We start from the raw sequence: 15,757 nt of genomic DNA on the forward strand, positions 1-15,757 counted from the left end.
CGACCCTCGATGAACTCCAAGCCCAGGTCGACCGGTTCGACGAGATCTACAACACGGAGCGCCCGCATCAAGCCCTGCCCGGCAGGATCACACCCCGGCAAGCCTGGGAAGCCACACCCAAGACCGACCCGCCCCGGCCGAGGAATCAACAGCGACCGGTCGGCTGGGACGGAATCCGCCGCACCACGGTCGCCCGGAACGGCATCGTCCAAGTCCGACAAACCCGATTCCACATCAGCCGCGCCCTCGCCGGCCAGACCGTCTATCTCGTCGAGACCACCGACCACCTCCTCGTCTTCGACGACGAAGGCACCGAGATCATGGAACACCGCTGGCCCAAGCCCGGCACCAAATACGTCAGCTCCGGCAGACCGCGCGGACGGCGACCGAAAACTATCTAACTGTCACCGATGTCCTGATACAGGAAGTGTTACCGATGTCCTGATACAGAACTGTCACCCATGTCCAGATACATCACACGCGCGGGCGGATGCCGAACTCGCCTTACATTTTCCGTACATTTCCCGAACACGGCGTTTGCGTGCGCCTGCCAGTGTGGCTTCACCGCCGGGACCCTCCCGGTCCAGCGAAAGGCAGAAAGATATGAATGCATTCACGAAGCGAGCCACGACCGTTGTCGCTGCGGGGACGCTCAGCCTCGGCCTGGTTGTGGGCGGCACGTTCGCGGTCGGCGCGGCGACCGCGGCCGAGATGCCCACGACCGTTGCAGCGTCCTCCGTCACGGGGTCCACCCTCGCCGGTTCACTCGCGACCGCAGTGGCGGCATCCGCCAACACCGCTGTCGCCGCGGACGAGACCGTGAAGACCGTTGCCCAGTTGCGCGCGGACCTGCGCGCGGCGATCAAGCTCGACGTGGCCGCACGCCCCGCGGCCCTCGCCGCCATTCGCACGGACGTCCTCGCCGGCGCATACGGCGCGCCGGCCAGCCAGTACCTCACGAAGATCGAGGCCGCTGCCGCCGACACGTCGAAGGCCGACGTGCCGAAGAAGTGGCGCCACGCCCTGCGCCACCTTGTACGCGCCGACGTACGGGCACACCGGCAAATCGCCCCAGGCACGTCCACGCCGGCCCCCACTCCGACAGCCGGTTCGTAGCGGAGGGCGTGGCGGCCGCGGCGGGTGCGGCGGGCGGCTCGCCCGCCGGACCCGTCAGCGGAGCTGGCCGACCGAAGCGAGGGCCATCCGCAGCAGGGAGCCGCGGCCGCCCTCCATCTCGGCGGACACGGCCTCGGATGCCGCCTCGAGCGGCGTCATCCAGGTGAGTTCGAGGGCGTCCTGGCGGGGGTCGCAGGTACCGGTGACGGGAACGACGTAGGCCAGCGAGACGGCGTGCTGGCGCTCATCCGTGAAGGCGGTGATGCCGGGCAGCGGGAAATACTCGGCGACCGAGAACGGCACCGGGCTCGCGGGCAGCTGCGGGAAGGCCATCGGCCCGAGGTCCTTCTCGAGGTGCCGGAACAGCGCATCGCGCAGGGTCTCGCCGTACAGCACGCGCCCGGAGACGAGGGTGCGCGTCATCTCGCCGGTCGGCCGGGCGCGCAGCAGCACGCCGAGCTCGACGACCTGGCCGAGCCCATCGACCCGCACGGGGACGGCCTCGATGTACAGGATCGGCAGGCGACGGCGGATGTCCGCGAGCTCGACATCGCTCAGCCAGCCCTGGTTCTGATTGGGTGGCTGGATGTTCTCGGGGCCAGGCGTCCAGTCCGGGTCGGGGTCAGGGGTGCGCACGCTCATGCCTTCATTCTCTCCTACCCGGCGAGCGGATGCGCCATGCCCGCTTCCCGGGGTGGGTCGCGCCCGTCGCCGCCGGCGAGCCGGACCCGACGGTGCGGGAGGCGCATTCGGGTCCTGGGCAGTGAAAGGTCCGGGGCAGTGAAAGTATTGACTGTCGACGCGTTCCGGCCTCGACGCCCGGCAGGAGGACCGACATGGACGACAACAATCTGGAGAGCACCGGCAGCACCGGTGACGGCGCAGCCGACTCCGGCACCCTCGTGATCGATCCCGGCGCAGTGCTCTGGTCGGCGTCCGAAGCCGACCGGGTCGGGCGTCCGCTGCTCCTCATCCTGCACGGCTACGGCTCCCACGAGGGCGACCTGTTCTCGCTCGCACCGCACCTGCCGCTCAAGCCGGTCCTCGCGGCACTCCGGGCGCCCCTCCCGGTCGGCGACGGCTGGGCCTGGTTCCCGGTCGGCATGCCCGGCGGCCTCGTCAACCCGAGCGCCCCGAGCGCGTCCGCTATCGAGGCGGCAGCGGACGGCGTGCTCGCCTGGCTCGACGCGCTCGTCGTGCCGCCGGCATCCGTCGGGCTGCTCGGCTTCTCCCAGGGCGGCGCGATGGCGCTGCAGCTGCTGCGCCAGGCGCCCGACCGGTTCGCCTTCGCGGTGCAGCTCTCGGGTTTCGTCGCCGCGGCGCCGCAGCCCGGCGACGCCGACCTCGCCGAGCGACCCGTTCCGGTGTTCTGGGGCCGCGGCACGGCCGACCCGGTGATCCAGGCGGATGCCGTCGGCCGCACTCAGGACTGGCTGCCCGGCCACTCCGTGCTCACCGAGCGCATCTACGAGGGCATGGGCCACTCGATCTCGCAGGGCGAACTCTCCGACATCGTCGGATTCCTCCGCGCGCAGTACGCGGACGCGCCCACGGACGTGGCCTGACCCGGAGCCAGGGCTAGCGCTTCTTCGCGGCGGCCTTCTCGTTCTGGGCGGCGAACCGGGCGGCGTGCGCGGCCTTGCGGGCGCGCTCGGCGTCGCGGTCCTTGACGCGGATCTGCTCCTCGCGCACCTCGAATTGGGTGGCGCGCTCGGTGACGAGCCATGCCGGCGGCTGCTGCAGCAACGCGAGGATCTCGGCGCTCGTGAGCGGCTCGGTGACCTTGCCGCGCGCGAGCCCGGAGATCGAGACGCCGAGCTTCGCGGCGACAACCTGCTTGGGGTGCGGGCCGTTGGCGCGCAGCAGAGCGAGCCACTCCGGCGGGTTCGTGTCGAGTTCGGTGAGCTCGGTGCGCGAGATCAGGGTGTTCTGGAATTCCTCGGGGGCTGCCTCGAGCAGAATCCCGAGCTTCTGGGCCGCCGTTGCGGGCTTCATGGTCTGGGTCTTCTTCTCGCTCATCAGTCCAGCGTATAGCCTGAGAGCACCACCGCTTCGGCGGATCATAACGGTGCGCCGCCCCGCGCGCCACAAAAGAGAGGATGCCGGTGACCTTTTCCATCGCCTTCGCCGCCGGCGTCACGCCGACCAAGTGGACCCGCGCCTGGGCAGAACGGCGCCCCGACCAGCCCCTCGAGGTCTTCCGCACCACGCCGGACGAGCAGTCCGCCGTGCTCCGCGACGGCCGCGCCCAGGTCAGCATCGTGCGCCTCCCGATCGACGAACACGACCTGAGCCTGATCGCGCTCTACCGGGAAATCCCGGTCGTCGTCGCCGCGAAGGACCACTTCATCGCCGACGCGGACAGTCTCCTCGTCGCCGACCTCGCCGACGAGCACCTGCTGCAGGACCCCGACGCCGTTCCCGAGTGGCGCGACGTCGCGACCGAGGTGCGCGACGGCATCCGCCGCCCGCTCGCCGCCGTGCGCGACATGGACGAGACCATGGAGCTCGTCGCCGCAGGCGTCGGCATCGTGATCGTGCCGCATTCGATCGCCCGCCTGCACAGCCGCAAGGACCTCGTCTCCCGGCCCGTCGAGGACGTCGCCGAGAGCCAGGTCTCCCTCGCCTGGCTCGCGGCAGAGACGACCGAGGACATCGAAGAGTTCATCGGCATCGTGCGCGGCCGCACGAAGGCGAGTTCCCGCGTCGACTCGGTGCCCGCCGGCGGCGAAAAGATCAAGAAGGAAAAGAAGACCGACAAGGCCAAGGCCGCCGCGAAGGCATTGCGCGTCGCCGCCGCGAAGGCGAAGCCGGCCGTGGCCAAGAAGACCCAGTCCGCGCCCGGCCGCACCCGCAGTACCGCGAACCTCAAGCTCGGTAAGCGCACCGGCCGCTGAGCCGCGGAGCCGCGGCTCAGGCGCGCGCGACCGGTTGCCGGAGGACCGTCTTGAGTTTCTCCGGGGCACTTCTCCGCGGGTCCCCGAGGTAGACCTCGTGGTGCAGGCCGTTCAGGCGCAGACCGTGCTCGGCCAGGAACTCCCCGTGCAGCCGCGCGAGTGCGGGCGCCTCGTCGTCGTAGGGTCCGACGTGCAGTAGTTGCGCGCTGAAGCCCTCGTCGAGGGACTCGATGCGCATGCTCGCGAGGGCCGGAAGCTTCTTCTTTGCTTTCGTCAACGCCACGGCCTCAGTGATGAAGGCATCCGTCACCCAGTCGGGCTGGCTGATCAGCATCGTCCAGCTCCAGGACGCCTTGTCGCCGCCCGCGAACGCAGCATAGCCGGCCGGATCGTCGGCATACCAGAGCCCTTCGAGCGGGGCGACGACGAGGTCACGCCCGAGGCCGCGCTTGGCCGCGAACTTGATCGCATACGCGACGGCATAGAGCGCCTCGATGGCCGCGGTGTATGCGGGCGCGACGTTCGGGTCGCCGCGCCCGTCGACCGCGATGAACCGCTGCACGGGAACCTCGATCAGCTCCCAGTCGCGGTTCGTCGGCGCATACAGAGCTTTGTCCTCCCGCTTCACGTCGTACGGTCCCGTCGCGCGCGGCGCGGTGTTCCGCGGCGCACGCAACTGGCCGGTGCGCCGGTCGGTCGTGAACGGCACCTCGTTACTCATCGGGCTGTGCCGACTCCTCGAGCGCCGAATCTTCGAGCACCGAGAGGATGTTGCCGGCCGGGTCAGTGAACCAGGCGATCGTCGGTCCGTACCCGCGCATGATGCCCTTCTCGTCCTGGGGCGAGCCCTCGTACCGTTCGAAGACCACCCCGCGGGCTGTGAGGGTGTCGACGGCGGCGTCGACGTCGCCGACCGCGAGGTTGAGCATCGTGTACGTCGCCGGCACGTGGTCGGCCTTCGGATAGACGATCACGTGCCCGCCTCCGGGCAGCTCGATGCGCAGCAGGCCCATCCCGCCGTCGGTCACCTCGAGTCCGAGCGTGCCGCCGTAGAAGGCGCGGGCGGCCTCGATGTCGGGGACGGCGAAACCGCTGAAGACGTCGAGGATGCCGATGCCCCGGTCGGTCGTCGCCGTTCCGGTCTCTGAGTCAGTCATGTCGAACTCCCTTGCTCGAGCGGATGGAACAGGTCAGTCGGTGGAACACGCCGGTCGTGTCACGTTACCGCGAACTGATCGACGCGAACTTGCGGATGCAGAGCGGCACGAACACCACGAGCATGACGGTGATGCCGATCAGCACCGTCTGGATCGGGTGCTGCATGGTCCAGATGTCGGGCACGGGCGCGGTGCCCTCGTTGCCGAAGAGCTGCCTGGCCGCCTGCACGAGCGAGGAGACCGGGTTCCACTCCGCGAAGATCCGCAGCGGGGTCGGCAGGGTGTCGCTCGGCACGAAGGCGTTCGAGACGAAGGTGAGCGGGAACAGGATGAGGAACGAGGCGTTGTTGATCACCTCGGGGCTCTTCACGCTCATTCCGAGGAGCGCCATCACCCAGCTGAACGCGTAGCTGAACAGGAGCAACAGCCCGACGCCGGCCAGGAACTCGGCCGGCGAGGAGTGCACCCGCCAGCCGACCGCGAGGCCGGTGGCCATCATGATGACCATCGAAATGGTGTTGAGCACGAGGTCGCTGTTCGTCCGGCCGATCAGCACCGCGGACGAACTCATCGGCAGACTGCGGAACCGGTCGATGATGCCCTCCTTGAGGTCGAGCGCCATCGCAGAACCGGAGAACGTCGACCCGAACACGACGGTCTGGGCGAAGATGCCCGCCATCAGGAACTGGGTGTAGTCGGTGCCCTGCACCTGGATCGCCCCGCCGTAGACCTGGCTGAAGAGCAGCACGAACATGACCGGCTGGATCACCGCGAAGACGAGCATGTCCGGGGAGCGCTTGATCTTGATGAGGTTGCGCTTGGTGACGGTCCAGCCGTCGGAGTACCAGCGCGAGAACGGGTTCCAGCTCGGCAGGGTCGTGGAAATCGCGCTCATCGGGTCTTCACCGCTTCCTTCGAGTCGAGGGTGTCGTCATCCGCTGCCCCGTGCGCCTTGTCGGCCTTGTGCCCGGTGAGCGTGAGGAACACGTCGTCGAGCGTCGGCCGGCGCATGCCTGCGTCGTGCAGCTCGATGCCGGCGTCACCGAGCGCCGCGAGCACGAGCTGCAGTGCGCGCGGGCCGTCGGTCACCGCGACCTCGAGGCCGCGGCCGTCGCTCGTGACGGTCGGTTCGCCATCGCCGAAGCGGGCGAGGATGCCGCGGGCCGCCTCGCTCGCGCCGGCGCCGGCGTCGACGAGCGCGACTTCGAGGCGATGGCCGCCGATCTGCGCCTTGAGCCGGTCCGAGGTGCCCTCGGCGATGACCCGGCCGTCGTCGACCACGACGATGTCGTCGGCGAGCTGGTCGGCCTCTTCGAGGTACTGGGTCGTGAGCAGCACTGTCGTGCCGTCGGCGACGAGCCGCTTGATCACGTTCCAGAGCGCGATGCGGCTGCGCGGGTCGAGCCCGGTGGTCGGCTCGTCGAGGAAGAGCACCTTGGGGTTGATCACGAGCGCGCCCGCGAGGTCGATCCGTCGGCGCATACCGCCGGAGAACCCCTTTACCGGGCGGTTGCCCGCCGCGGTGAGCTCGAAGAGATCGATGAGTTCCTGGGCGCGACGCCGGGACTCGCTCGCACCGAGGTGGTAGAGCCTGCCGACCATCTCGAGGTTCTCGAAGCCGGTCAGGTTCTCGTCGACGGCCGCGTACTGGCCGGATACCCCGATGATCCGACGCACGGCCTTCGGGTCGGCAACGACGTCGATGCCGTCGACGACCGCTCGGCCGGAGTCCGGCCGGATCAGCGTCGTGAGCATTTTCACGACGGTGGTCTTGCCTGCTCCGTTCGGACCGAGCAGGGCCTTGACGCTGCCCCGCGGCACCGACAGGTCGAGCCCGGCGAGCGCGTGCACCGGCCCGCTCTTGGAGCGGTACGTCTTGGTCAGGCCCGTGGCCTCGATGATCGTCATCGTGTTCATCCCCGCGGTATTGTGGACGTTGTACACATTATGGATCCAGCGTAACGAGGCGGCCTCACTTTGACAACCACGAACACCGATTCAGCCACCGAAGGCCATGGTCGCTCGACCTACCGGCACGGCGACCTGAGGCGTGCCCTGATCGACGCCGGCCTCGAACTCGCCCGGTCCGGCGGCCCGTCCGCCGTCGTGCTCCGCGAGGCGACTCGCCGCGCCGGGGTCGCCCCGAACGCCGCCTACCGGCACTTCGCCGACCGGAGTGCGCTCCTCGAGGCGGTCTGCTCGGAGTGCCAGTCCGGCGTCGCCCGCGCGATCGAGGACGAGCAGGCGGCACTGCCAGTGGCGGATGTCGCCGCATCAGACTCGGGAACGACGATGGACGCAACCACGGCCCGGCTCCGGTTCCGCGCCGTCGGCACCGGTTACCTGCGTTTCGCCCTGTCCGAACCGGGACTGTTCCGCACCGCGTTCACGGCCTCGTCCGACCTCGAGAGTGCGACGAGCGCTGCACGGGCCGGTGCGCGCGGGCTGACCCCGTTCCAGCTGCTCGGCGAGGCGCTCGACGACCTCGTGACTACGGGCGTCCTCCCCGCCGAGCGCCGGCCGGGCGCCGAGTTCCTGGCCTGGTCTGCGGTACACGGCCTCGCCTCGCTCTTGATCGACGGCCCCCTCCGAGCCCTGCCCGCCGCCGCGACCGAGGCGCTTATCGGCCGCGTCGTCACCATGGTCGAGCAAGGCCTGTAGCCGCGAGCGCGCTACTCGTAGCGGAGCGACTCGATCGGGTCCTGGCGTGCCGCGCGCCAGGCCGGCAGGGTGCCGGCGAGGAACGCGATCGCCATCACGATCAGGATGATCGTGATGATCGAGACCGGTGTGAACGCGATCAAGGTCAGGCCGGGCAGGTTCGCGAACAGCGCGCCCGAGAGCGCAGTACTCACGACCGACCCGACGATCATCGCAATGCCGGCGCCGATCGCACTGCCGAGGAAGCCGATGAATGCCGCCTCGATGCTGAACAGGCCGAAGATCCGGCCCGCGCCCATTCCCATCGCCTTCATCAGGCCGATCTCGCGGGTGCGCTCCTGCACGCTCATCAGCAGCGTGTTGACGATGCCGAAGCTCGCGGCGAGCAGGGCGATCACGGCGAAGGCGTTGAGCACGAGCACGATCGCGTCGATCACCGACTTGAAGGTGCCGATCTCGTCGGCCACCGTCTGCCCGGTGAACCCGGCACTCGTGAGGTGGTCCTTGAGCGCTGTGACCTGGGCGTCAGTGCTCGAAGGGTCGAACCGGACAACGGCTTCCGAGTAGCTTTCCTTCTGGGCTGTGCTCAGTCCGCTCGTCGAGGCGTCGTAGAGCGCCTGGGTCAGGGCCGTATTCGCAGTCGCGTTTCCGCTGGAACCCAGGCTGGCCTCGGAGACAGCGACGACGGTCGCGTTGAGAACGTTCACCGTTCCGGCCGGATTGCTTACGCCGATCTGCACGGTCGTACCGATCGCATCCGCGCTGCTCGTGAAACCGAGCGGCGTGACAAAGGAAACCGGCAGCGCGATCTGGAGCTGGGCAGCCTTCTGGTCGAGCTGGCTGCCCGCCGCGAGCTGCAGATGGACACCGGCCACGGCACTGCCGAGCCCGAGCCGATACTTCTTGCTGGTGCCCGTCGTCACGTAGTCCGGGGTCACCGAGAGGCTCGGCTCCACCGACGTGACCCCGTCGATGGCGGCGATCGTGGTGAGGTCCGCCGGGGTGATCGCGGCGACAGTCGTGCTGCCCGGTCCGGCCGCGGCGCGGCTGGTGATCTGGTCCGGCGAGTATTCCTGCGGGCCGGTTGCCTTCGCATCCGCCGACACCTTCGTGACAGTCATCACGTCGCTCGCCCCGATGGATGCGACGGTGTCGGTGATGTAGGCGTTGATCCCGGTGCCAAGACCGTTGGTGATGGTGAGCGTGAACGCGCCGATGAAGATCGCGAGCACGGTGAGCGTGGTGCGGAGGCGGCTGCGGAAGCTGTTGCCGATGGCCGAGCCGACGACGTCGATGGCCCTCATGCTGCGACCCGTGCTTCCTCGGAGACGACGAGGCCGTCGCGAATGTATATCCGTCGGTCGCAGCGTTCGGCGAGGTCCTCGTCGTGGGTCACAATGATCAGGGTGATGCCCTGGTCCCGGTTGAGCCCGAACAGGATGTCCTCGACGATCGCGCCGGTGGCGCTGTCGAGGTTGCCGGTGGGTTCGTCGGCGAAGATGATCCGCGGGTCGTTGACGAGGGCGCGGGCGATCACGGCCCGCTGCTTCTGCCCGCCGGAGAGCGCGTTGGCCTTGCTCCTGGCCTTGTCGTCGAGCTCGAGGCGTTCGAGCGCCGCGTGGCCGCGCTGTTTGCGGCCTCGGGAACCGACCCCGGCGATCTTGAGCGGCAACACGACGTTTTCGAGCACGGACGCCCCCGGCGTGAGGAAGAACTGCTGGAAGACGAACCCGAAGGTCTTGTTGCGCGTCTCGTTGAGCCGCTTGCCCCTCAGAGTCGCGGTGTCGCTGCCGCCGAGCTGCACGGTGCCGGTGCTCGGCTTGTCGAGCAGGGCGAGCAAGTGCATCAGGGTGGACTTGCCCGAGCCGCTCTTCCCGACAATGGCGACCGATTCGCCGGCGAAGATCTCCAGGGTGACCCCCTTGAGCGCGTCGAATCGGTTCTGGCCGCGACCATACGACTTCTTCAGGTCGTAGGCGGCGAGGATGGGGTGGGACATCGTGTTTTCCTCCGTGTGCTGTGGGTGGTGGATGCCGCGGGCCGGCACTGTTCCAGCGTCGCGGCATCCGCTGCGCGAGGCATCCTCCTGCGGCAGCAACCTCGCGTACCGCAGGCGCGGTACGGCCTCTCCACCCACGGGAGGATGCCGCAGCTCCGCGCAGGGGGCATCCTTGGAAGATGACCTCGATGTACAGCCATGCGCACATTCCGCGCTGGGCGGCCGACGTGCTGGTCAGCCTCGCCGTCCTCGGCAGCGCATTCGTGCCGGCCGGCGAGTACGCCAGGGTCGCGTCGAACCCCGCCGGCGTGCTGATCGCCGTCGCCGCGACCCTGGTGCTGCTGCCGCGCCGACGCTGGCCGCTGCCGGTCCTCGCGGCCTGCGTCGCCCTGTTCGTGCTCGCCGGCGCCCTCGGCGTGCTCAATCCCGCGTTCTCCCTCGCGACGGCGATCGCGGTCTGGAACGTCGCCATCCGCACCGACCGCCGTACGACGCTCGTGGCGACGGCTCTCGCCGCCTTCGTGCTCGTCGGCACGGGCATCGCCGTGACCGCCACCGAGCTGCTCGACGCCCGCATCGTGCAGTACGCGGCGGTCATCGCATTCGCCGGCGCGGCCGGGGACGCGATGCGGTCGCGGCGCGAGTACATCGTGGCGATCACCGAACGCGCCAGGAACGCCGAAGAGACCCGGGAGTCTGAGGCGCTGCGCCGGGTCGCCGAAGACCGCCTGCGTATCGCCCGCGAACTGCACGACGCGGTCGCCCACCAGATGGCCGTGATCAACCTGCACGCCGGGGTCGCCGCCCAGGCTCTTCCCGACCGCCCGACCGATGCGCAGGACTCGCTCACGACGATCCGCCAGGCCGCGCAGGCGGTGCTGCGCGAGATCGGCACCCTGCTCGCCGTGCTCAGGGACGACTCCGCCGGCCGCCCCCGCCCCCCGGCCGCCGAGATCGGCCTCGGCCGGGTCGACGCGCTCCTGGCCGACTTCGCCCGCGACGGCCTCGCTGTGACGGTGAGCGCACGCGGTGCGGGCACCCGGCTGCCGGCCCCCGTCGACACCATCGCCTACCGGATCGTGCAGGAGGCGCTCACCAACGCGCACAAGCACGGCGCCGGCCACACCGCAGAGCTCCGCATCAGCTACGGCAGCGACAGCGTCGACATCGAGGCCCTGAATCCGGTCGCCTTCCACGTGTTCGACCCCGCAACGGATGCCCCGGCAGGCCACGGCCTCGTCGGTGTCGCCGAGCGCGCGGGCACCATCGGCGGCACGGTCGAGTTCGGCGTGCGTCCCCCGGACACGTTCCGCCTCGCCGTGAGCCTGCCGATCTCGAGCGCCGGGACGGATGCCCCCGCCGACATCCCGGACACCGGGCCGCCGGCCCCTGCCCGCATCTCGGCCCCGACCTCGGTTCCGGACCCTGCAGCAGGAGCGCCCTCGTGATCAGGGTCCTGATCGCGGACGACCAGACCCTGATCCGCACGGCCGTGCGCGAACTGGTCAGGCACGAGCCCGACCTCGAGGTCGTCGGCGAAGCCGCTGACGGGGCCGAAGCGCTCGCACAGTCCCGGCTGCTGCTGCCCGATGTCGTGCTGATGGACATCCGCATGCCCGTGCTCGACGGCATCGAAGCGACCCGCGCGATCTGCGCGGATCCCGGGCTCTCGACCGTGCGCATCCTGATCCTGACGACCTTCGAGGAGGACGAATACGTCGTGCAGGCCCTCCGCGCAGGGGCCGGCGGCTTCGTCGGCAAGGGCACGGAGGCCGCCGACCTGATGCGGGCGATCCGCACGATCCACCAGGGCGATGCCCTGCTCTCCCCCACGGCGACGCAGAGCCTGATCCGCCGCTACGTGCTGCCGGCCGCGCCCGGGCGCGCTGCTGCGGTGCCGCCGAGCCTCGCGCACCTGACCGATCGGGAGCGGGAGGTCCTCACGCTCGTCGCGCGCGGGCAGTCGAACGAGGAGATCGCGGTCGGCCTGTTCATCTCGCCGCTGACCGCGAAGACCCACATCAACCGGACCATGGCCAAGCTCTACGCGCACGACCGGGCGCAGCTCGTCGTCATCGCATACGAGAGCGGACTCCTCGTGCCCGGCGCCGGCGGCTGACCCCGGTCGCCCGCCGCGGCATCCGCTGCCGCCAGGAGAGCAGGCACGCGGACGCCGGGGTCGCCCCTGCCGGGCGAGCCACCGTCCTCCTTGAGTGTCGGCATGACTCCAGAACGCTGGCAGCAGCTTGTGCAATGGCCGCTCCTCGGGGCCGCCGCGATCTTCCTGCTCGACTATGCCTGGAAGGTCCTCGCCGATGTCCAGGGCGAACCCGGGCTGATCCTGACCCTCGTGCTCGAGGCGGCCTGGACGGTGTTCCTCCTCGACTACTGCATGAACCTCGCGCTCGCTCGGCAGCGCTGGCTGTGGTTCAGCACGCACCTCTTCGACCTGCTCGTGGTCGTGCTTCCGGTGCTGCGTTCACTGCGCCTGCTCCGCCTCGTGACGGCCCTCTCCGCCTTCCCCCGCTCGCGGGGACAGCGGTGCGGTCCCGCGTCGGCATCTACGTCACGACCGCGACCGTCCTTCTCGTGTTCCTGGCCTCCCTCGCGGTGCTCGATGCCGAGCGGCGCGCTCCCGGCGCGAACATCACCTCGTTCGGCAACGCGCTCTGGTGGACCTTCGTCACGATCGCGACGGTCGGCTACGGCGACTTCACCCCCGTGACGATCGAAGGCCGGCTGATCGCCGTTGCCCTCATGCTCGGCGGGATCGCCCTCGTCGGTGTCGTCACGGCGACCCTCGCCTCGTGGATCGTCGACCGCGTCGCCGATCTCACCCGCGACCAGGGTGCCGACAAGTGATGCAGCTCGCCGACTGAGGTCCCCGCGCCCCGCCGCCGCTACCGAATCCGCAGCCCGCTACCGAAACGGCGGGCACGGCCTGCCGAAACCGGCGCGGCGGCGGATGCGTGTGGGGGCATCCGCTCAGTGCAGGCGCACCAGGGAGTACCGGTCGTCGCGCGGCAGGGTGTCCACGGTCGCGCTGACGGTCAGGTCGCGGAGGAACACTGCTCCGCCGATCGTCGTCAGGAACGCGGTGTCCGCGGCGTCACGGCCGGTCGCGATGCGGAGGAGCGTCTGCCGAGGGGCGAGGCCGGTGGCGTCCACGACGTGCCAGGCGTCATCGACGAAGACCTCGGCGACCGCGTGGAAGTCCATCGGCGAAAGCCCCGGTGCGTAGACCGAGACGACCCGGGCCGGCACGTCCCGCGCGCGCAGAAGCGCGACGACGAGGTGGGCGAAGTCCCGGCAGACGCCCTGCCGGTCGATCAGGGTACGCACGGCGCCGTCGGTCGGCAGGCTCGACCCCGGCTCGTAGCGCAGCTTCCCGCCCACCCAGGCGGCGACCGCGTTCATGAGCACGGTGCCGGAGAGCCCGGCGAATTCGGCAGCGGCCGTGCCCCAGAGCCGGTCGGATTCGCAGTACCGGCTCGGGCGCAGGTAGCGCACGAGGTCGATCTCCGAGTAAGCGGCGTCGCTCGCCTGCCCCGTCGCGGTCACGGCGTAGTCGATGTCGACCGAACCGGCCCCCGTCTCGACGACGTGCAGCCGGGTGCCGTGCTGGTCGAAGACGATCCGCGACTCGAGCGGCGTGCCGTCCTGCGCCGCCGTGAAGGTCTCAACGACCGAGACGGCCGGGTCGTCGGCGACGCCGATCGACAGGACCAAACGGGCGGGCGTCCGCACGTCGAGGGCGAGGCGAGCGGATGCATTACGTTCCATCCCACGATGATGACATGCGCCCGGCGCGTCGCGGTACCGCTCTCGCCAGTGCGTCGCATCGATGCCGCAGACCCGACGAGGACACGCCGTGCGGCGCGCTCCGGGCACTGGTGCACCGCGCCGGGCGGGTCCATGCTGGGAGCATGCTCGGGGAATTGAACAATCGTGAAATCGACGCAGTCCTGCACACCAGCGTGGTCGGCCGGATCGGATGCCACAGCGACGGCCGCACCTATATCGTGCCGATCACCTACGCCTACGATGGCGACACCGTGTACGCCCACAGCGCCGCCGGCACAAAGGTCGACATGATGCGGGCCAACCCCGACGTCTGCTTCGAGGTCGAGCAGCTCGACGATCTCGCGAACTGGCGCACCGTCGTCGCCCGGGGCGAGTTCGAGGAGCTCCATGGCGCGGATGCCGACGACGGCCTGCGCAAGCTCCTCGCCCGGCTTGCACCGTACGTGACCTCGACGACGGCGCAGCCGGTCTCCGGTCCCGACGGCACGTTTCACGGGATCAGGACGACCGCGTCGGAGCCGGTGCCGCCCTCGGCGGGCCGGGTGAACGCGTCCGGTCAGGACCCGGTGATCTACCGGATCCGGCTGACCGAGAAGACCGGCCGGTTCGAGGAACGCTCGACGTCAGGCCGTGAGCGGCGGGCGGCTGAGTCCAGCCACATGTACACCTGAGGGGTCAGAGTCGACCGCGACAATGCGGTTGTCCGCGTCGACGTGTACGACGACGGGCACATAGCTGCGGGACTCTTCGTTGCTCATCTGCGCGTAGGAGATGATGATGATGAGGTCGCCCTGCATACCGAGGCGGGCCGCGGCGCCGTTCAGGCCGATGACCCCACTGCCGCGCTTGCCGGCGATGAGGTAGGTCTCGAAGCGGCTGCCGTTGTTCACGTCGACGATGCTGACGCGCTCACCGGCGAGCAGGTCGCCTGCCTCCATCAGGTCCTGGTCGACCGTCAGCGAACCGACGTAGTGCAGGTCGGACTGCGTCACGGTGGCGCGGTGGATCTTGGATTTGAACATCGTGCGCTGCATGGTGGAAATGGGCCTTCCGGCGGCGGCCCGCAGGCCGCCGCCTGGTGCGGGTGTCTGGTTACGCGGTTACGTTGCTAGGCGATCACGCGGTCGCGAGGATATCGACGACGAACACGAGGGTGTCCGTTGCCGAGATGCCTGCAGTCGTGTTGCCGGTGCTGCCGTAGCCGAGCGCCGGCGGGATGACGATGACGACCTGCGAGCCGACAGTCTGGCCGATCAGGCCCTGGGCGAAGCCGGGGACGACGTTGGCCGTCGCGAAGGTGGCCGGGCCGCCCTTGCCCCAGCTCTGGTCGAAGACGGTTCCGGTGGCCCAGACGACGCCCGCGTACTGCACGGTCACGGTCGCACCGTCAGCGACGGTCGCACCGTCGCCCTTCTTGAGGACCTCGGTCTTGAGCTCGGTCGGCGCGTCGGCCTTCGGGACGGTGATCGTCGGGGCGCCGTCGTCGGCGAGCACGACGGTGGGGAAACCGTCCTGCGGGGCCTGGTCCGTGCCGCTCGAGCGGGTGGGAACCTTGCCCTTGACGTCGATCACGAAGATGATGTTGTCGGTCGCGGACACCTTAAGGTTCGTGTTGCCCGTGGTGCCGAACGCGTCGACCGGCGGCACGACGACGGCGACGCGCGAGCCGATGTTGGAGCACGCGATGCCCTTGAGGATGCCGGGGATGACGGAGCCGGTCTCGGCGACGGTGACGGTGAGGCCGGCCGCGGTGCCGTAACCGCCGGCGTTGAGCTTGGCGCCCGAAGTGGCGTTGTACGCGGTGTACGCGATCTCGACGGCGTCACCGGTGTTGACGGCTTCGCCGTCGCCCTTGGTGATCACGGTGCGCTCGGTCGCGGTGGTCGTGAGCGGCGCCGTGAAGGTGACGGTGGGCTCGACACCGGCGTCACCGGCGACGGTGACGGCGTCGGAGCTCGTGCCGGGGTCGGTGCAGGTCAGTGCTGCGGCGGCGGATGCCGTCGGCGTCGACGACGGGGATCCGCTGCACCCGGTGAGGGCGAGCACCGCGACGGTTGCGACGGCGAGGAGGGCAGGAAGTTTGCGCACGCTGATCTTTCTTTTTCGAGAGTGGTGTCTTCGAT

General features: G+C 69.6%; 19 protein-coding genes and 1 pseudogene. 9 read left to right on the forward strand and 11 right to left on the reverse strand.

The annotated features are described in order from the left end of the window. Positions 1-401: pseudogene (locus E3O39_RS18890) on the forward strand (IS481 family transposase); the annotation flags it as partial. 202 nt (positions 402-603) lie between these two features. Next, on the forward strand, positions 604-1,116 hold the full coding sequence (locus E3O39_RS04210; RefSeq protein WP_134446367.1) for a hypothetical protein: 513 nt from the start codon (positions 604-606) through the stop codon (positions 1,114-1,116). 54 nt (positions 1,117-1,170) lie between these two features. On the opposite strand, the gene E3O39_RS04215 is transcribed toward E3O39_RS04210, so the two are convergent. Beyond that, complete coding sequence (locus E3O39_RS04215) at positions 1,171-1,758, reverse strand: NUDIX hydrolase family protein (RefSeq protein WP_134446366.1); 588 nt, start codon at positions 1,756-1,758, stop codon at positions 1,171-1,173. Between the two features lie 194 nt (positions 1,759-1,952). Between E3O39_RS04215 and E3O39_RS04220 the strand changes: the two genes are divergently transcribed. Beyond that, on the forward strand, positions 1,953-2,681 hold the full coding sequence (locus E3O39_RS04220) for an alpha/beta hydrolase (protein WP_134446365.1): 729 nt from the start codon (positions 1,953-1,955) through the stop codon (positions 2,679-2,681). A gap of 13 nt (positions 2,682-2,694) precedes the next feature. Here the strand turns inward: E3O39_RS04220 and E3O39_RS04225 are convergent, their stop codons facing one another. Further along, complete coding sequence (locus E3O39_RS04225) at positions 2,695-3,135, reverse strand: DUF5997 family protein (protein WP_134558379.1); 441 nt, start codon at positions 3,133-3,135, stop codon at positions 2,695-2,697. An 86-nt stretch (positions 3,136-3,221) separates the two neighbouring features. On the opposite strand from E3O39_RS04225, the gene E3O39_RS04230 reads away from it, so the two are divergent. After that, positions 3,222-4,013, forward strand: a complete 792-nt coding sequence (locus E3O39_RS04230; protein WP_166787253.1) for a LysR family substrate-binding domain-containing protein — start codon at positions 3,222-3,224, stop codon at positions 4,011-4,013. Between the two features lie 16 nt (positions 4,014-4,029). On the opposite strand, the gene E3O39_RS04235 is transcribed toward E3O39_RS04230, so the two are convergent. From E3O39_RS04235 to E3O39_RS04250, 4 genes are all read right to left on the reverse strand, one after another. Then, entirely contained in the window at positions 4,030-4,734 is a 705-nt protein-coding gene (locus tag E3O39_RS04235; RefSeq protein ID WP_134446362.1) for a GyrI-like domain-containing protein, read from the reverse strand. Then, positions 4,727-5,170, reverse strand: a complete 444-nt coding sequence (locus tag E3O39_RS04240; protein WP_134446361.1) for a VOC family protein — start codon at positions 5,168-5,170, stop codon at positions 4,727-4,729. The genes E3O39_RS04235 and E3O39_RS04240 overlap by 8 nt, the downstream gene beginning before the upstream one ends. A gap of 64 nt (positions 5,171-5,234) precedes the next feature. Beyond that, positions 5,235-6,065, reverse strand: a complete 831-nt coding sequence (locus E3O39_RS04245; RefSeq protein ID WP_134446360.1) for an ABC transporter permease — start codon at positions 6,063-6,065, stop codon at positions 5,235-5,237. Continuing rightward, positions 6,062-7,078 (reverse strand): ATP-binding cassette domain-containing protein, encoded by a 1,017-nt coding sequence (locus E3O39_RS04250; RefSeq protein WP_134446399.1) that lies wholly within the window; start codon positions 7,076-7,078, stop codon positions 6,062-6,064. The genes E3O39_RS04245 and E3O39_RS04250 overlap by 4 nt, the downstream gene beginning before the upstream one ends. Positions 7,079-7,147: 69 nt before the next feature. On the opposite strand from E3O39_RS04250, the gene E3O39_RS04255 reads away from it, so the two are divergent. Next, positions 7,148-7,831 carry a TetR/AcrR family transcriptional regulator gene (locus E3O39_RS04255; RefSeq protein ID WP_134446359.1) on the forward strand — a complete coding sequence of 228 codons (684 nt, stop codon included), beginning with the start codon at positions 7,148-7,150 and terminating at the stop codon, positions 7,829-7,831. Between the two features lie 11 nt (positions 7,832-7,842). Here the strand turns inward: E3O39_RS04255 and E3O39_RS04260 are convergent, their stop codons facing one another. Both E3O39_RS04260 and E3O39_RS04265 read right to left on the reverse strand, forming a co-directional pair. Further along, positions 7,843-9,135: an ABC transporter permease gene (locus E3O39_RS04260; protein WP_134446358.1), complete on the reverse strand. Its 1,293-nt coding sequence runs from the start codon at positions 9,133-9,135 to the stop codon at positions 7,843-7,845. After that, positions 9,132-9,830 (reverse strand): ABC transporter ATP-binding protein, encoded by a 699-nt coding sequence (locus E3O39_RS04265; RefSeq protein ID WP_134446357.1) that lies wholly within the window; start codon positions 9,828-9,830, stop codon positions 9,132-9,134. Before E3O39_RS04265 ends, E3O39_RS04260 begins: the two co-directional genes overlap by 4 nt. Before the next feature lie 179 nt (positions 9,831-10,009). On the opposite strand from E3O39_RS04265, the gene E3O39_RS04270 reads away from it, so the two are divergent. The 3 genes from E3O39_RS04270 (at position 10,010) to E3O39_RS19265 (ending at position 12,692) form a co-directional block, all read left to right on the forward strand. Beyond that, on the forward strand, positions 10,010-11,278 hold the full coding sequence (locus E3O39_RS04270; protein WP_134446356.1) for a sensor histidine kinase: 1,269 nt from the start codon (positions 10,010-10,012) through the stop codon (positions 11,276-11,278). Continuing rightward, on the forward strand, positions 11,275-11,949 hold the full coding sequence (locus tag E3O39_RS04275; protein ID WP_134446355.1) for a response regulator transcription factor: 675 nt from the start codon (positions 11,275-11,277) through the stop codon (positions 11,947-11,949). Before E3O39_RS04270 ends, E3O39_RS04275 begins: the two co-directional genes overlap by 4 nt. Positions 11,950-12,371: 422 nt before the next feature. Continuing rightward, on the forward strand, positions 12,372-12,692 hold the full coding sequence (locus tag E3O39_RS19265) for a potassium channel family protein (protein ID WP_198413379.1): 321 nt from the start codon (positions 12,372-12,374) through the stop codon (positions 12,690-12,692). Positions 12,693-12,815: 123 nt separating this feature from the next. On the opposite strand, the gene E3O39_RS04285 is transcribed toward E3O39_RS19265, so the two are convergent. Continuing rightward, positions 12,816-13,613 (reverse strand): transglutaminase family protein, encoded by a 798-nt coding sequence (locus tag E3O39_RS04285; protein ID WP_134446354.1) that lies wholly within the window; start codon positions 13,611-13,613, stop codon positions 12,816-12,818. A 143-nt stretch (positions 13,614-13,756) separates the two neighbouring features. Here E3O39_RS04285 and E3O39_RS04290 point away from each other — a divergent pair, with 143 nt between their 5' ends. Continuing rightward, entirely contained in the window at positions 13,757-14,305 is a 549-nt protein-coding gene (locus E3O39_RS04290) for a pyridoxamine 5'-phosphate oxidase family protein (RefSeq protein ID WP_134446353.1), read from the forward strand. Here the strand turns inward: E3O39_RS04290 and panD are convergent. Together panD and E3O39_RS19410 are read right to left on the reverse strand one after the other, a co-directional pair. Then, positions 14,258-14,668, reverse strand: coding sequence for an aspartate 1-decarboxylase (panD, locus tag E3O39_RS04295; protein ID WP_134446352.1), 411 nt, complete (start codon positions 14,666-14,668; stop codon positions 14,258-14,260). The genes E3O39_RS04290 and panD overlap by 48 nt on opposite strands. Positions 14,669-14,750: 82 nt before the next feature. Continuing rightward, positions 14,751-15,722, reverse strand: coding sequence for an FKBP-type peptidyl-prolyl cis-trans isomerase (locus tag E3O39_RS19410; RefSeq protein WP_241975553.1), 972 nt, complete (start codon positions 15,720-15,722; stop codon positions 14,751-14,753). Positions 15,723-15,757: the final 35 nt, after the last annotated feature.

The organism is Cryobacterium sp. MDB2-A-1 (assembly GCF_004402675.1).
Lineage (GTDB): Bacteria > Actinomycetota > Actinomycetes > Actinomycetales > Microbacteriaceae > Cryobacterium > Cryobacterium glucosi.

What these genes read in the sequence shown, in the direction of transcription:
- E3O39_RS04220 (WP_134446365.1), top strand. Translation starts at nt 1,953, where the DNA reads ATGGACGACAACAATCTGGAGAGCACCGGCAGCACCGGTGACGGCGCA.
- E3O39_RS04240 (WP_134446361.1), bottom strand. Translation starts at nt 5,170, where the DNA reads ATGACTGACTCAGAGACCGGAACGGCGACGACCGACCGGGGCATCGGC.
- E3O39_RS04210 (WP_134446367.1), top strand. Translation starts at nt 604, where the DNA reads ATGAATGCATTCACGAAGCGAGCCACGACCGTTGTCGCTGCGGGGACG.
- E3O39_RS04290 (WP_134446353.1), top strand. Translation starts at nt 13,757, where the DNA reads ATGCTCGGGGAATTGAACAATCGTGAAATCGACGCAGTCCTGCACACC.
- E3O39_RS04245 (WP_134446360.1), bottom strand. Translation starts at nt 6,065, where the DNA reads ATGAGCGCGATTTCCACGACCCTGCCGAGCTGGAACCCGTTCTCGCGC.
- E3O39_RS04235 (WP_134446362.1), bottom strand. Translation starts at nt 4,734, where the DNA reads ATGAGTAACGAGGTGCCGTTCACGACCGACCGGCGCACCGGCCAGTTG.
- E3O39_RS04215 (WP_134446366.1), bottom strand. Translation starts at nt 1,758, where the DNA reads ATGAGCGTGCGCACCCCTGACCCCGACCCGGACTGGACGCCTGGCCCC.
- E3O39_RS04225 (WP_134558379.1), bottom strand. Translation starts at nt 3,135, where the DNA reads ATGAGCGAGAAGAAGACCCAGACCATGAAGCCCGCAACGGCGGCCCAG.
- E3O39_RS04270 (WP_134446356.1), top strand. Translation starts at nt 10,010, where the DNA reads ATGACCTCGATGTACAGCCATGCGCACATTCCGCGCTGGGCGGCCGAC.
- E3O39_RS04285 (WP_134446354.1), bottom strand. Translation starts at nt 13,613, where the DNA reads ATGGAACGTAATGCATCCGCTCGCCTCGCCCTCGACGTGCGGACGCCC.
- panD (WP_134446352.1), bottom strand. Translation starts at nt 14,668, where the DNA reads ATGCAGCGCACGATGTTCAAATCCAAGATCCACCGCGCCACCGTGACG.
- E3O39_RS04265 (WP_134446357.1), bottom strand. Translation starts at nt 9,830, where the DNA reads ATGTCCCACCCCATCCTCGCCGCCTACGACCTGAAGAAGTCGTATGGT.
- E3O39_RS04260 (WP_134446358.1), bottom strand. Translation starts at nt 9,135, where the DNA reads ATGAGGGCCATCGACGTCGTCGGCTCGGCCATCGGCAACAGCTTCCGC.
- E3O39_RS04250 (WP_134446399.1), bottom strand. Translation starts at nt 7,078, where the DNA reads ATGACGATCATCGAGGCCACGGGCCTGACCAAGACGTACCGCTCCAAG.